The following is a 13,052-nucleotide window of genomic DNA, read 5'->3' as shown; positions in this document are numbered from 1 at the left end:
CTTAAGGACGGTGGGCATTCCTTGGATATCAAGGAGTGGGATAGTTGAAGCTTTCTGAAAATCGTATTTCATCATTTTTCCCTGACAATGAGGGCAGTCAGGCGCTTGATAGTCCAACTTTGCCCGTATTTCGATGTGGGTGTGAAGGTGTACAACGAGAAGGATTTTAATATTTTTGTCTTTTAATCCGATTAAATCTGTGGTATCCTTAAGAAGTTCCATATGAGTCTTTCTAATGATGGTTTGGTCGCTTTTCATTATAAGTCATATGGGACTTTTTTCATACAGTCAAAAAGCCCTATAATATCAGAAGGGGGAGTTACCCACTACAGAAATTATAGAGCCGGTATTTTCTTTCAAGATTTTCTCTGATGCTAGATTCTGACAAATATGGTATAATAGCGGTAGTATATAGATGTTGGAGAGAATAGGTGGTAAAACGAGATTTAATAACACAAATATTACTAATAGTGCTAGCTCTCCTTGTAGCAGTCGCATTGAGACTCTTTGTCTTTGAACCTCATACAGTAGCGTCCTCGCAGGCGAATGCTTTTATTAGTTCGCAAGACTACCTTCTTGTGACTAAACTGTCTTTGCCAAAGCATAAAGACCTAGTCTTATATGAAGTGGATGGCAAGCGCTATGTGGGACGAGTGATAGCAACTTCTGGCGATACTGTGGTTTATATGGATGATATTTTATATCTGAACCATCATGCAGAGCAGGAGGCTTATTTATATGAGCTTCGTCAGGCTTTTTTCAAATCACAGCCTAGTGAGACGGCTTTTACAGCAGATTTTACGTCAGAGACTTTAGCGCAAACGGAAATGGGGTACCTGCCAGAACATCACTTTCTGATTTTGAATGATGATAGGCAAAATCAGCAAGATAGTCGTACCTTTGGTTTGATTAGCCGGTCACAAATTGTAGGGGTCCTTAGTTTTAGGCTACTCCCTTTAGATAAATTTGGGTTCTTAGATGTAGAATAATCGAAAGATTATTCTTTTTTTATCAGATTGAACTATACCAATTTAATATTTGACAATCAATTTTTAAAGCATTATACTGATATAGTCAGTGATTTTTATATAAGAATTGAACTATACCAATTTTAGATAGGAAACTAGTTATGTGTGGAATTGTAGGGGTTGTTGGTAATAAAAACGCAACCGATATTTTGATGCAAGGTTTGGAGAAGTTAGAGTATCGAGGATATGATTCGGCAGGAATCTATGTGACGGGAGCTCAGTCAAGTCGCTTAATTAAATCAGTAGGTCGTATTGCTGACTTGCGTGCTAAACTAGGGATTGATGTATCAGGAACAGCTGGTATTGGGCACACTCGTTGGGCAACGCACGGAAAGCCATCTGAAATCAATGCTCACCCGCATCAATCCCAAACGGGGCGTTTAACCTTAGTTCATAACGGAGTGATTGAAAATTTTGCGGAACTTAAGGCAGATTATCTTGACGGGCACGATTTAAAAGGTCAGACTGATACAGAAATTGCTGTGCATGTCATTGGGAAATTTGTCGAAGAAGAGGGATTGACGGTTCTTGAGGCCTTCAAAAAAGCTTTGGGTCTGATTGAAGGTTCATATGCTTTTGCTTTAATGGATGCTGAAGATAGTCAGACCATTTATGTGGCAAAAAATAAATCACCACTTTTGATAGGCCTTGGCGACGGTTATCATATGGTCTGTTCAGACGCTATGGCGATGATTCGTGAGACAAACCAATATATGGAAATCCATGATAAAGAGCTCGTCGTTGTGACAAAAGATAGCGTTACAGTCATGGACTATGCTGGCAATAGCGTTGAGCGAGTTCCTTATACTGCAGAGCTTGACTTGTCAGATATTGGTAAAGGGACCTACCCTTACTACATGCTTAAAGAAATTGACGAGCAACCGACGGTAATGCGTAAAATCATCTCTGCCTATACGAACACCGAAGGGCAATTAACAGTTGATGATGCCATTGTTAAAGCTGTTCAGGAAGCGGATCGCCTTTATATCATTGCCGCTGGTACCTCTTACCATGCTGGCTTTGCTGCAAAAGATTTTCTGGAGAAATTAACAGATACTCCCGTTGAATTAGGTATTGCTTCTGAGTGGGGCTACAATCAACCGCTTTTAAGTGAAAAGCCGCTGTTCATTTTTATCAGTCAATCGGGAGAAACAGCAGATAGTCGCCAAGTACTGGTCAAAGCTAATAGATTAGGGATTCCTAGTTTGACAGTTACCAATGTTCCTGGGTCAACGCTGTCACGCGAAGCTAACTACACCATGTTACTGCATGCAGGACCTGAAATAGCTGTCGCTTCAACCAAGGCTTATACAGCTCAAATTGCTACTTTGGCAGTTCTTGCAACAGCTGTTGGTCGAGCAAATGGTAACCAAGTAGCTCAGAACTTTGATTTGGTACATGAGTTGGCAATTGTTGCTCAATCAATTGAAGCGACCTTGTCTGAAAAAGAGCTCATTGAAAGCAAAATCGCTGACCTGCTCAAGGGAACACGCAATGCTTTCTATATCGGACGTGGCAATGATTATTATGTGGCTATGGAAGCTTCTCTTAAGCTAAAGGAAATCTCCTATATTCAGTGTGAAGGCTTTGCAGCAGGTGAGCTAAAGCACGGAACCATTTCATTGATTGAAGAAGGAGTGCCGGTGATTGCTCTTATCTCAAATAATGAGATGTTAGCCGCGCATACTCGAGGTAATATTCAGGAAGTGGCTGCACGTGGTGCCAATGTCTTGACTATTGTGGACCAAGCGATAGCACGTGCAGAAGATGATATTGTGGTGACAACGGTACATCCTTTCCTATCGTCAATAGCAATGGTGGTACCGACTCAGCTTATTGCTTATTACGCCACTCTTCATCGTGGTCTTGATGTTGACAAGCCACGTAATCTGGCTAAGTCCGTAACCGTCGAATAGCCTCCCAATTGTGATGAAAATAGCCTAGCCTCTTGCCAGCACTGCTATTTTTCGATAAAATAATGGAAACAGTGAAAGGAAAATATCATGAATTTACCAAATTGCCCAAAATGTCAGTCAGAATATGTTTATGAGGATGGTCTACTCCTCATTTGTCCAGAATGTGCCTATGAGTGGGATCCAAATGAAGTCGTAGAAGATGACAGCCTTGTTGCGATAGATGCCAATGGGACACGCCTAGCTGACGGAGATACCGTTACCCTCATCAAAGATCTTAAGGTTAAAGGTGCTCCTAAAGACCTCAAGCAAGGAACGCGTGTGAAGAATATCCGGATTGTTGCTGGAGACCATAACATTGATTGTAAAATTGATGGCTTTGGTGCGATGAAGCTAAAATCAGAGTTTGTTAAGAAAATTTGATTGATAAAGAGAAAAACTTGGATTTTCCAAGTTTTTTTTATCTCTTTTTATATAAATATATACCAAAAATTCAGAAAATTTGTTATAATCGTATGCATACTATATTTTCTGAGGCTAAAGGGGTCTCAGTGTAGAAGGAGGAAACATGTCCAGCTTTTTGACACTTTTGCCAAGACTCTGGGAAGGAACGCAAGTGACATTGCAGATTTTTAGCATTGTCCTAATCCTGTCAATTCCCTTAGGGGTCCTGGTCGCATTTCTGATGCGTATTCAATTTAAACCTTTGGAGTGGTTCCTCCATCTATACATTTGGATTATGCGTGGCACACCACTTTTATTGCAATTAATCTTTTTCTTTTATGTCCTTCCAATGGTGGGAGTGACCTTAGATAGGATCCCATCAGCCATTTTAGCTTTTACGGTAAACTATGCAGCTTACTTTGCGGAAATTTTTCGTGGAGGAATTGCTTCTATTCCAAATGGTCAATACGAAGCGGCCAAAGTTTTAAAGTTTAAGCCTTTTCAGACGATTCGATATATTATCTTACCTCAGGTCACGAAAGTGGTTCTTCCAAGTGTTTTTAATGAAATCATGACCTTGATTAAAGATACCTCTCTCGTTCATGTGGTCGGAATTACAGAACTGTTTCGTGTTAGTCAAACGGCAACTAATCGTGAAGCCAGTCTAATGCCGATGTTTTATGCAGGAGCTATCTATCTGATCATGATTGGGCTTGCGACACTCTTGTCTAAGTGGGCTGAAAAGTATTTTAGCTATTACAAATAGGAGGAACCCTATGCTAGAATTAAAAAATATTTCAAAAACCTTCGGTTCCAAAGTCATATTTGACCGCTTTAATCTAACGGTTGAAGAAGGAAAGGTGCTCTCGTTAGTTGGACCTTCAGGAGGGGGTAAAACGACCTTACTTCGCATGTTGGCTGGTCTTGAGAGTATTGACTCTGGGGAAATTATTTATAACGGTCAAGACGTTGCTATTGATCACTTAGAAACGGTGAATCTACTAGGGTTTGTCTTTCAGGATTTTCAATTATTCCCACATCTGAGTGTTTTGGAAAACTTGACCTTATCTCCTCAAAAGACTATGGGGAGGACTAAGGAAATAGCAGAGCAGAAAGCTTATGACTTACTTGGACGTTTAGGGCTTAAGGAACAAGCTAAAGCTTACCCGCATTCCTTGTCTGGTGGTCAGAAACAACGAGTCGCCTTAGCGCGTGCGATGATGATTGATCCAGAAATTATTGGCTATGATGAGCCGACATCTGCATTAGACCCAGAACTTCGTCAAGAAGTTGAGAAACTCATTTTGCAGAATCGTGACGCTGGTATGACACAAATTGTGGTGACCCACGACATGGCTTTTGCAGAATCCATTTCGGACAAAATTATCAAGGTCAACCCTAAATAACAGAAAGGAAGGCTGTCCTTCATTTGACAGCCAAATAGAGATGATGACAATAAGAAAATTTGCAAAAGGATTTGTCTGCGCTTTAGCAGCCATAACGTTAATGGCTTGTGGCTCAAAAACAGAGAAAAAGGCCACAGATAGTGACCAGTGGGAAACCTACGTTTCAGAAAAATCAATTACCATTGGTTTTGATAATACTTTTGTCCCAATGGGATTTGAAGATGAACAAGGAAACAATGTTGGTTTCGATATTGACTTAGCAAATGCGGTATTTGCTAAGTATGGTATCGAGGTCACTTGGCAACCCATTAGCTGGGAAATGAAGGAAAATGAGTTAAATAGTGGCAATATTGACCTTATCTGGAATGGCTATACCATGACAGAAGAACGTGCTAAAAAAGTTCTTTTCACAGACCCCTACATGGTTAATGAACAAGTATTAGTTACTAAGGTTGATTCAGGGATTGAAAAAGTATCGGATATGACAGATAAAAACCTCGGTGCTCAAGCAGGATCGTCAGGTTACGATGCTTTTGTGGATGCTCCAGAAGTCTTGAAAGATCTTGTTAAAGATAATGATGCCACACTTTATGACACCTTTACTCAAGCTTTTCTTGACTTAGAAAATGGTCGTATTGATGCACTATTAGTTGACAATGTCTATGCTAACTACTACCTGACTCAAAAAGGAGAGTTGGATAAGTACGCATTGATTTCAGCAACTCTTGAAAGTGGTGATTTTGGTGTGGGTGCTAGAAAGGCTGATAAGACTTTAGTTGAAAAAATCAACGCTGCTTTTACAGAACTCTACAAGGAAGGTAAGTACCAAGAGATTTCTGAAAAATGGTTCGGAGAAGATACTGCCACAGATGCGGTTAAGAATTAAAAAAATCTGACTCTTTGAGTCAGATTTTTTAAATCACTTTTTTCTTATCGAGAAAGGCAGTGTCGTTCCAAGTAATCAGATTAAACTGTTCGAAGTCTTCTGTTTCTAAGATAGTCACGCTTGAGTTTGAAAGACCACCGGCACGGCGGAGTTGTGCAGCAGGAAATCCCAAAAGATGACGGATAGCCGCAGTCATGCTAGCTCCGTGTCCTACGATGAGGATGTTTTCGGCTTGAATTTCTTTTAAATCTTTGACGAAATCAGCGATACGATGAGTCACTTGAAAGACAGATTCAGCCTTAAATTGAGTGGCGTTAAATTGGGCTAAATTATGACGAAAGGCATACATCTGTTTTGGATAAATAGCTTCCATATTGCTAATTTTTTTGTTTTCAAGGATACCAAGATTCCATTCGCGTAGACATAGGCTAGTTTCGACAGGAATATCTTTTTCATTCTTGTCAATTAATAGCTGTGCGGTATCATAGGCGCGTTTTTGATCGCTAGAGTAAACTTTGTCAAAGGCTACGGTAGAGAGATAGTCGCCAAGCTCTGCGATGTCTTCCAAAGCTTCTGGCAAGAGTGGTGAGTCAGCATTAGAACCTTGAAAACGTCCTTCCAGATTCCATTCCGTTTTTCCGTGACGAACAAAATAAAGTTTCATGTATTCTCCAAATCTAAGATTTAATCACGCTCACCCCAAAAGGGAAGAGGCAGAGCATAGCAAGTTTTAGGGATTGTAGGGCAAAGGGAATTCCGATGATTGTGAGGCATAAGGCAATAGCTGTGACTAGATGAACTAGAAATAATTCCCAACCAAAGAAGACAATCCATAGGATATTAAAGAATAAACTAGACAGTTGATTAGATGGTATAACCTCTTTTCCAAAGGGAAAGAGTCCAAAGCTAGCAATCTTAAAGCACTGAATCCCAAAAGGAATCCCAATAATAGATAAGCACAGCAAGAGACCGACTAAAGACCAAGATAAGAATGACCAAAAGCCAGCAACAACAAACCAAATTACATTACCAATAAACGTCATTCTTCCTCCTTGAGATCTACGAAAGTCGCTTGAACAAAATCGGCTAAGGCTTGACTATCTACTCGTATCGAGCGACCTAGCTCTCCAGCTGAAACAATAATCTGACCGATTTCCAGAGCGTTTTCATCAATAAAGATAGGGAACCGGTGCTTTTGTCGAATACCGATAGGATTGTTGGCGCCATGGACATAGCCGGTAGTCTTCTCCAAATCTTTTTGGGGAATCATCACAACTTTTTTATTACCGGAGGCTTTAGCTATTTTTTTGAGGGCAAGATGCTCAGTAATAGGTAAAATCCCAATAACTGGGCCAGTTTTATCGCCGGTTAGGGCTAATGTTTTAAAAATGCTTGAGGGGTCAACGTCATCTGGATAGCGACCATCAAGACCGTTAAAATCAAGATTATCGTAGGCGATACCTGCCTTATCCAAAATTTGGTTGACCAAGTTCTTCTTGAGAGTATTTTTCTTAGCCATAACGTCATCTCCTTAATAAAGAAAAAACAGTATAACAAAACTATTATACCATTATTTCTCATCCTTGTCAGATTTTTAATTTTCAAGCCATAAGGGTTTACGCTTATAAAGAGTCAGTAATATTAAAAGCGTTAGAACAGTGGAGGGTAACATGTAGCTGAGGTTATAAGTGAGAGAGTAAATCCATACAGGAGTCTCTTCAGGTGCATAGTCGGCGTAAAAAACAATGCCAGCTAAGACGTGCCAAAAGAGTCTTGCTAAACTAGCTAAAATGGAATACAGGGATAGAGAAAGAAGGGTCTTGTGGCGACAAAACCCCGCTATTCCGACAGCACTGTAAGCTAATAGGTAATCCAAAGTGACTTGGATAGGGTTTAAAAAATAGCCACCAAAGATAAGTTGAAGAAGGCCGGTGCAAAACCCCGCAAATAGTCCAGCTCTTGCCCCAAATCGAAAGGCAATCATCAGTAAGGGAAGCATGACCAAGGTAACGCTCCCCCCTTGAGGCATTTGATAAATCGCCAGTTTATCGAGGACGACGGCTAAGGCAGTCATCATTGCTGTTTGGATGAGGACTCGTGTAGAAAAATACGACATAAAAACTCCTTTGTCCGCACAAAAGAGTTCATTAACTGTACTCACAATTCCTACGCTCGTCCTAACGAGATCAGGTGATGAGGATTTCGCAGATGCGATCTCAGCCAGAGGCACTCCTTTGTGTTGTTTTTTAAAGTATATTAAAAATAACGATAGTTGTCAAAAGAAAAGAACTGATATTAATATCAGTTCGTATTTTCTGTTTCTTCAATAGGGCCAAAAAGCTTTTCATAGGTTGCTTTGGCATCAGAGGAGATGGGTGAAATTTGGTTGAGGTCTAGATTCCCAGAAAAACCACTGACCCATCCTGCTGAAGTGTACTGGTGTAAATCATAATAGAGATTGGTCTGTGGTGCAGCGTTGTAGTAGCCAGAATTATCACCATAGGCTGGAATCCAAACAGCATCAAATTTATCTACTGAAATGCCTTGTTCCGCCATAAAGTAAGTGCCGATATAGATACCTACTTTTTCAGCACCTAATTTTTTTAACTCCTTACGGAAGGCCTCTACCCCTTTATTCATATTTGACATGGTAGGTTCTTCCACGTCAATCCAGTAAAAGGTAGGGTTGTATGGCGAGGCATTCTCATAAAAGAGACGGGCTTCTTCTTTCATCTCCTCAACGCTACTGCCAAGGGCATAACTATAAACTGCCACAGGAACATTACGTTTTTGGAATTCGGTGATATGGGTTTTGAAGGATTTATCAATGCCAGTTGTATAGGCGGCGTTGTTATCTTTGGTAATTTGCGAACCGCCAAAAACACGGACAATAGCCCCAGAGATATTTGCCGATAGGAGATCGTAATCAATATCGCTAGGGAGTTGCCATCCAGAGACATCAATGATAGGATTCAAAACAAAAGGTTCTGTCGATGCTTCCTCTGCTTCAGTGGTTGTTTCTGTTGCCGCGGCTTGTTTTGCTTTTGCTTGATTGGCTTTCAGGAGCTGGGCTTGAGTGTATTCATGCCGCAATCTTATTGTTGCTAAAGCAGAAAGGAAGAAGCCGATAAAAACCAAAATAAATATAGGTTTAATTCTCTTTCTCATTAGCTCTATTATACTTTAATAAGACAGAAAATAAAAGTCCTGTGTTTGTTTTTTATTTTTTGATATAATAAAATCATGAACACGATTAGATCACGAAGTAATTCAACCATTAAGTCAGCTAAAAAGCTGTTGCAAAAAAAATATCGGAAGCAGTCCTATTTGATAGAAGGATGGCATTTGTTTGAAGAAGCTCAAAAAGCTGATGCGAAGTTTCTCAATATCTTTGTCTTGGATGAGATGGCCTATCGGGTGAAAGACTGTCCAAATGTTAGCCTTGTTACCATAGAGATTTTAAAGGAATTGTCAGAATCACCGACTCCTCAAGGCGTGATTGCTGAGGTGGCTATAACAGATGTGCCTTCCCCAGAAGGCTTATCTGGTCGTTACCTCTTTTTAGAAGATGTGCAAGATCCCGGAAATGTCGGTACTATTATCAGAACGGCTGATGCTGCGGGGTTTGATGGCGTCTTTTTATCTGATAAGACGGTAGATATTTACAACCCAAAAACCTTGCGTTCTATGCAAGGCAGTCACTTTCACTTACCCATTTGGCGGCAGTCTACCTCTGACTTGCTAGCGCTCTTTAGGGCATCAGAATTGCAGATAGTGGCGACCACCTTGTCCAAGAATTCTATTGACTATAAAGAGGTTGTAAATCGTGATGGCTTTGTCTTGGTTCTTGGAAATGAAGGAAGTGGCATCTCTTCAGAGGTTGCAAAAGTAGCTGATCAACTAGTTCATATTAGTATGCCAGGTCAGGCTGAAAGTTTGAATGTTGCAGTGGCAGCAGGTATCCTTATTTTCAGCTTGATTTAAGAAATCATGGTATAATGATGCTAGGAGGTGATTGTTATGCCTTATACGAATGATGCTGAATTCATGTCCCATGTCGGGCATCTGATTCGGCACCCTAAGTTTAGAAAGTTGGATAAAATTGTCCAGCATAAGCATTCCACACGCTATGAGCACTCGATCAACGTGGCTTACACCAGCTTTAAAATCGCTAGGAAACTAGGATGGGATGCTAAATCAACAGCTCGTGGAGGTCTACTTCATGACTTATTTTACTATGATTGGCGAGACACTAAATTTAAAAAAGGTCATGCTTGGACGCATCCACGTATTGCCGCACGAAATGCCAAAAAGTTAATTGAACTAAACCACAAAGAAGAGGATATTATCCTCAAACACATGTGGGGAGCTACCATTGCTCCTCCGCGTTATAAAGAAAGCTATTTGGTGAGCATGGTTGACAAATATTGGGCAGTCAGAGAGGCGACTAGACCCATCCGAAAAGCTTGGCGGAAACGCCCTTTCCTTCGTCGTAAGGAATTGGGCAGTCATCATCACTAAGGGAAATCAAAGGAGAATGAAATGGAATTTCAAAATAATGTTATTTATACGGAATCAGATGCAGGTCTGAATCGCTTTTTTGCTAAAATTTATGGTTTGGTTGGTCTTGGGATTGCCTTATCAGCAGTGGTCTCAGGATTGATGCTGTATCGCTATTATTTTCAGGTCATTACGATTCTTCAGAGCGCTTCTTGGGTCTACTATGCCGCTATTTTTGGGCAGTTAGCTTTAGTTTGGGTGGCTTCAAGCGCCGCACGTAAAAATAGTCCAAGTGCCTTACCACTCTTTTTGACTTACTCAGCTTTAAATGGTTTCACGTTAAGCTTCATCCTCATCTTTTATGCACAATCAACGGTCTTCCAAGCTTTTATTTCATCTGCTTTGGTCTTTATGGTCATGGCAGTGCTGGGCATGGTCATCAAGAAAGATTTGTCTGGTATAGCTAAGGCTTTGTATGCTGCTTTGATCGGTGTTGTTATTGCAAGCTTGGTCAATATCTTTATTGGTAGTGGTACTATGAGCTACATTATTAGTCTCATTTCCGTTGTGATTTTTGCAGGTTTAATTGCTTATGAAAATCAGCTAATCAAGCAAGTTTATCGCCAAACAGGAGGTCGTGTGGGAGATGGTTGGGCTATTTCAATGGCACTGAATCTCTACCTAGATTTTATTAACCTTTTCCTCAATATGCTTCGTCTTCTATCACGAAACGACTAATAAATAAAGAGAGCCAACAGGCTCTCTTTTTTAGTATTGAAAGACGATTGGAGGGTCTATCATCAACGCTCAATGTCCTATCATGGTGTCCAGAGAGGAAGTGTGATATCAGACTTCTAAAGTCTCATGATGAGGTGAGGGTCAAGGAGCTTATACGATAGGTGGTTTTGGTTAGTGGTAGGTGTTTATGTTGAGAAGAAGTTTGGGAAATTTTGTTGAGGATATGGATCAACCGTGTTTGTATCGCTCTTAATAGTAAGGAAGAGCTGTTCTCGGTAGAGAAGTCGGGTGCTTATTTGATGTCATCAATGGTCTTGAATGATTCGTTATGACTTGATTGAAAAATCCCTTTGTTTCCGTTATAATAAGGAAGTTATATGGCAACTTCTTTGTTTTTAAGGAGAGCTAAGTCAAGGAATGAGGACCATCCAATGTAAGCTGAGATTATAAGAGTTTAGCTCTGCTATGAACCCAAATACAGAAAATGAAAAGGAAATATCATGTCATTACAAGAAGAAATCAAGAAACGCCGCACCTTTGCGATTATCTCTCACCCGGACGCGGGTAAGACCACTATTACTGAGCAGTTGCTCTACTTTGGGGGCGAGATTCGTGAGGCTGGTACGGTTAAGGGGAAAAAGACTGGTAACTTTGCCAAGTCTGACTGGATGGATATTGAGAAGCAACGTGGGATCTCGGTGACTTCGTCTGTCATGCAGTTTGACTACGCGGGTAAGCGGGTCAATATCCTGGATACACCAGGGCACGAGGACTTCTCTGAGGATACCTATCGGACCTTGATGGCAGTAGATGCGGCTGTTATGGTGGTGGATTCTGCCAAGGGTATCGAGGCCCAGACCAAAAAGCTCTTTGAGGTTGTGAAACACCGAAACATTCCAGTCTTTACCTTCATCAACAAGTTGGACCGTGACGGTCGGGAGCCACTGGATTTGTTGCAGGAGTTGGAAGAAGTTTTAGGTATTGCCAGCTATCCGATGAACTGGCCGATTGGTATGGGCAAATCCTTTGAGGGCCTCTATGACCTTCATAACAAACGCTTGGAACTCTACCGAAGCGATGAGCGATTTGCAAGTTTGGACGAGGGTGACAAGCTCTTTGGTTCTAATCCCTTTTACGCACAGGTCTTGGACGATATTGAGCTCTTGGCGGAAGCTGGGAATGAGTTCTCAGAGCAGGCGATTTTGGACGGCGATTTGACCCCTGTTTTCTTTGGTTCAGCCCTGACAAACTTTGGTGTGCAGACCTTCCTTGATACCTTCTTGGAGTTTGCTCCAGAGCCACATGGTCACAAGACAACGACAGGGGATGTCATTGACCCGCTCAATAAAGACTTTTCAGGCTTTGTTTTCAAAATCCAAGCCAACATGGACCCTCGTCACCGCGACCGCATTGCCTTTGTCCGTGTGGTTTCAGGCGAATTTGAACGCGGCATGGCGGTTAACCTGCCTCGTACAGGCAAGGGAGCTAAGTTGTCCAACGTGACCCAGTTCATGGCCGAGTCACGTGAGAATGTGGAAAATGCAGTAGCGGGGGACATTATCGGGATTTACGATACAGGGACTTACCAGGTAGGAGATACCTTGACCGTAGGCAAGAACAAGTTTGAGTTCGAACCGTTGCCAACCTTCACTCCTGAAATTTTCATGAAAGTGTCTGCTAAAAATGTCATGAAACAAAAATCCTTCCACAAGGGAATCGAGCAGCTGGTGCAAGAAGGAGCTATCCAGCTCTACAAGAACTACCAGACTGGCGAGTATATGCTGGGGGCTGTTGGTCAGCTCCAGTTTGAAGTCTTCAAACACCGCATGGAAGGCGAGTACAATGCAGAAGTGGTTATGACTCCAATGGGTAAAAAGACAGTCCGTTGGATCAAGCCAGAAGACCTGGATGAACGGATGTCCTCAAGCCGTAACATCCTAGCCAAAGACCGCTTTGACCAACCCGTTTTCCTCTTTGAAAATGACTTCGCCCTCCGCTGGTTTGCGGACAAGTATCCGGATGTGGAGTTGGAGGAGAAGATGTAACAACAGCCCGAGCCTAGAGATGTCAAGCGAGGTGAAAGGTTGGAGATGAGATCCGACAGCAGTCGGCTTACCAATGGCTAAGGTCCAGTGGA

16 protein-coding genes and 1 riboswitch are annotated in these 13,052 nt (G+C 41.5%); of the genes, 10 read left to right on the top strand and 6 right to left on the bottom strand.

All coding sequences use genetic code 11. The features are described 5' to 3' along the window. Nucleotides 1-222: transposase family protein (locus G575_RS0108770; RefSeq protein WP_027972404.1), on the bottom strand; the 222-nt coding region annotated here is incomplete at its 3' end. A 209-nt stretch (nucleotides 223-431) separates the two neighbouring features. Between G575_RS0108770 and lepB the strand changes: the two genes are divergently transcribed. The 6 genes from lepB (at nucleotide 432) to G575_RS0108740 (ending at nucleotide 5,677) form a co-directional block, all read left to right on the top strand. After that, the gene (gene lepB / locus G575_RS0108765) at nucleotides 432-989 is read left to right on the top strand and encodes a signal peptidase I (RefSeq protein ID WP_027972403.1); all 558 of its coding nucleotides are present in this window, start codon (nucleotides 432-434) and stop codon (nucleotides 987-989) included. A 140-nt stretch (nucleotides 990-1,129) separates the two neighbouring features. Beyond that, nucleotides 1,130-2,944, top strand: coding sequence for a glutamine--fructose-6-phosphate transaminase (isomerizing) (gene glmS / locus G575_RS0108760; RefSeq protein ID WP_027972402.1), 1,815 nt, complete (start codon nucleotides 1,130-1,132; stop codon nucleotides 2,942-2,944). 87 nt (nucleotides 2,945-3,031) lie between these two features. After that, the gene (locus G575_RS0108755; protein WP_027972401.1) at nucleotides 3,032-3,364 is read left to right on the top strand and encodes a zinc ribbon domain-containing protein YjdM; all 333 of its coding nucleotides are present in this window, start codon (nucleotides 3,032-3,034) and stop codon (nucleotides 3,362-3,364) included. 145 nt (nucleotides 3,365-3,509) lie between these two features. After that, on the top strand, nucleotides 3,510-4,151 hold the full coding sequence (locus G575_RS0108750; RefSeq protein WP_027972400.1) for an amino acid ABC transporter permease: 642 nt from the start codon (nucleotides 3,510-3,512) through the stop codon (nucleotides 4,149-4,151). Between the two features lie 10 nt (nucleotides 4,152-4,161). Then, nucleotides 4,162-4,791 (top strand): amino acid ABC transporter ATP-binding protein, encoded by a 630-nt coding sequence (locus tag G575_RS0108745; protein ID WP_027972399.1) that lies wholly within the window; start codon nucleotides 4,162-4,164, stop codon nucleotides 4,789-4,791. Nucleotides 4,792-4,834: 43 nt separating this feature from the next. Beyond that, nucleotides 4,835-5,677 carry an amino acid ABC transporter substrate-binding protein gene (locus G575_RS0108740; RefSeq protein ID WP_027972398.1) on the top strand — a complete coding sequence of 281 codons (843 nt, stop codon included), beginning with the start codon at nucleotides 4,835-4,837 and terminating at the stop codon, nucleotides 5,675-5,677. Between the two features lie 28 nt (nucleotides 5,678-5,705). On the opposite strand, the gene G575_RS0108735 is transcribed toward G575_RS0108740, so the two are convergent. The 5 genes from G575_RS0108735 to G575_RS0108715 form a co-directional block, all read right to left on the bottom strand. After that, nucleotides 5,706-6,341 (bottom strand): histidine phosphatase family protein, encoded by a 636-nt coding sequence (locus G575_RS0108735; protein WP_027972397.1) that lies wholly within the window; start codon nucleotides 6,339-6,341, stop codon nucleotides 5,706-5,708. Between the two features lie 13 nt (nucleotides 6,342-6,354). After that, nucleotides 6,355-6,720, bottom strand: coding sequence for a YccF domain-containing protein (locus G575_RS0108730; RefSeq protein ID WP_027972396.1), 366 nt, complete (start codon nucleotides 6,718-6,720; stop codon nucleotides 6,355-6,357). Further along, nucleotides 6,717-7,196 (bottom strand): aminoacyl-tRNA deacylase, encoded by a 480-nt coding sequence (locus tag G575_RS0108725; RefSeq protein WP_027972395.1) that lies wholly within the window; start codon nucleotides 7,194-7,196, stop codon nucleotides 6,717-6,719. Before G575_RS0108725 ends, G575_RS0108730 begins: the two co-directional genes overlap by 4 nt. A 75-nt stretch (nucleotides 7,197-7,271) precedes the next feature. Then, nucleotides 7,272-7,793, bottom strand: coding sequence for an energy-coupled thiamine transporter ThiT (gene thiT / locus G575_RS0108720; protein ID WP_027972394.1), 522 nt, complete (start codon nucleotides 7,791-7,793; stop codon nucleotides 7,272-7,274). A gap of 30 nt (nucleotides 7,794-7,823) precedes the next feature. Beyond that, nucleotides 7,824-7,921: riboswitch (TPP riboswitch) on the bottom strand. A 57-nt stretch (nucleotides 7,922-7,978) separates the two neighbouring features. Then, the gene (locus tag G575_RS0108715; RefSeq protein ID WP_027972393.1) at nucleotides 7,979-8,845 is read right to left on the bottom strand and encodes a glycoside hydrolase family 25 protein; all 867 of its coding nucleotides are present in this window, start codon (nucleotides 8,843-8,845) and stop codon (nucleotides 7,979-7,981) included. Between the two features lie 75 nt (nucleotides 8,846-8,920). On the opposite strand from G575_RS0108715, the gene G575_RS0108710 reads away from it, so the two are divergent. From G575_RS0108710 to G575_RS0108695, 4 genes are all read left to right on the top strand, one after another. Then, a complete protein-coding gene (locus G575_RS0108710; RefSeq protein ID WP_027972392.1) occupies nucleotides 8,921-9,661 on the top strand; it encodes a TrmH family RNA methyltransferase in 741 nt (246 codons plus the stop codon). Nucleotides 9,662-9,697: 36 nt separating this feature from the next. After that, a complete protein-coding gene (locus G575_RS0108705) occupies nucleotides 9,698-10,198 on the top strand; it encodes an HD domain-containing protein (protein WP_027972391.1) in 501 nt (166 codons plus the stop codon). 21 nt (nucleotides 10,199-10,219) lie between these two features. Then, a complete protein-coding gene (locus G575_RS0108700; protein ID WP_027972390.1) occupies nucleotides 10,220-10,915 on the top strand; it encodes a Bax inhibitor-1/YccA family protein in 696 nt (231 codons plus the stop codon). Nucleotides 10,916-11,415: 500 nt separating this feature from the next. Next, nucleotides 11,416-12,960 (top strand): peptide chain release factor 3, encoded by a 1,545-nt coding sequence (locus G575_RS0108695; protein ID WP_027972389.1) that lies wholly within the window; start codon nucleotides 11,416-11,418, stop codon nucleotides 12,958-12,960. Nucleotides 12,961-13,052: the final 92 nt, after the last annotated feature.

Origin of the sequence: Streptococcus plurextorum DSM 22810 (genome assembly GCF_000423745.1) — a bacterium.
Classification (GTDB): domain Bacteria; phylum Bacillota; class Bacilli; order Lactobacillales; family Streptococcaceae; genus Streptococcus; species Streptococcus plurextorum.
This window is presented reverse-complemented; position numbering and strand designations above follow the sequence as displayed.

Excerpts from the sequence above, each read along its gene's own strand:
- glmS (WP_027972402.1), top strand. The coding sequence starts at position 1,130 with ATGTGTGGAATTGTAGGGGTTGTTGGTAATAAAAACGCAACCGATATT.
- G575_RS0108755 (WP_027972401.1), top strand. The coding sequence starts at position 3,032 with ATGAATTTACCAAATTGCCCAAAATGTCAGTCAGAATATGTTTATGAG.
- G575_RS0108750 (WP_027972400.1), top strand. The coding sequence starts at position 3,510 with ATGTCCAGCTTTTTGACACTTTTGCCAAGACTCTGGGAAGGAACGCAA.
- G575_RS0108745 (WP_027972399.1), top strand. The coding sequence starts at position 4,162 with ATGCTAGAATTAAAAAATATTTCAAAAACCTTCGGTTCCAAAGTCATA.
- G575_RS0108740 (WP_027972398.1), top strand. The coding sequence starts at position 4,835 with ATGACAATAAGAAAATTTGCAAAAGGATTTGTCTGCGCTTTAGCAGCC.
- G575_RS0108735 (WP_027972397.1), bottom strand. The coding sequence starts at position 6,341 with ATGAAACTTTATTTTGTTCGTCACGGAAAAACGGAATGGAATCTGGAA.
- G575_RS0108730 (WP_027972396.1), bottom strand. The coding sequence starts at position 6,720 with ATGACGTTTATTGGTAATGTAATTTGGTTTGTTGTTGCTGGCTTTTGG.
- G575_RS0108725 (WP_027972395.1), bottom strand. The coding sequence starts at position 7,196 with ATGGCTAAGAAAAATACTCTCAAGAAGAACTTGGTCAACCAAATTTTG.
- thiT (WP_027972394.1), bottom strand. The coding sequence starts at position 7,793 with ATGTCGTATTTTTCTACACGAGTCCTCATCCAAACAGCAATGATGACT.
- G575_RS0108715 (WP_027972393.1), bottom strand. The coding sequence starts at position 8,845 with ATGAGAAAGAGAATTAAACCTATATTTATTTTGGTTTTTATCGGCTTC.
- G575_RS0108710 (WP_027972392.1), top strand. The coding sequence starts at position 8,921 with ATGAACACGATTAGATCACGAAGTAATTCAACCATTAAGTCAGCTAAA.
- G575_RS0108705 (WP_027972391.1), top strand. The coding sequence starts at position 9,698 with ATGCCTTATACGAATGATGCTGAATTCATGTCCCATGTCGGGCATCTG.
- G575_RS0108700 (WP_027972390.1), top strand. The coding sequence starts at position 10,220 with ATGGAATTTCAAAATAATGTTATTTATACGGAATCAGATGCAGGTCTG.
- G575_RS0108695 (WP_027972389.1), top strand. The coding sequence starts at position 11,416 with ATGTCATTACAAGAAGAAATCAAGAAACGCCGCACCTTTGCGATTATC.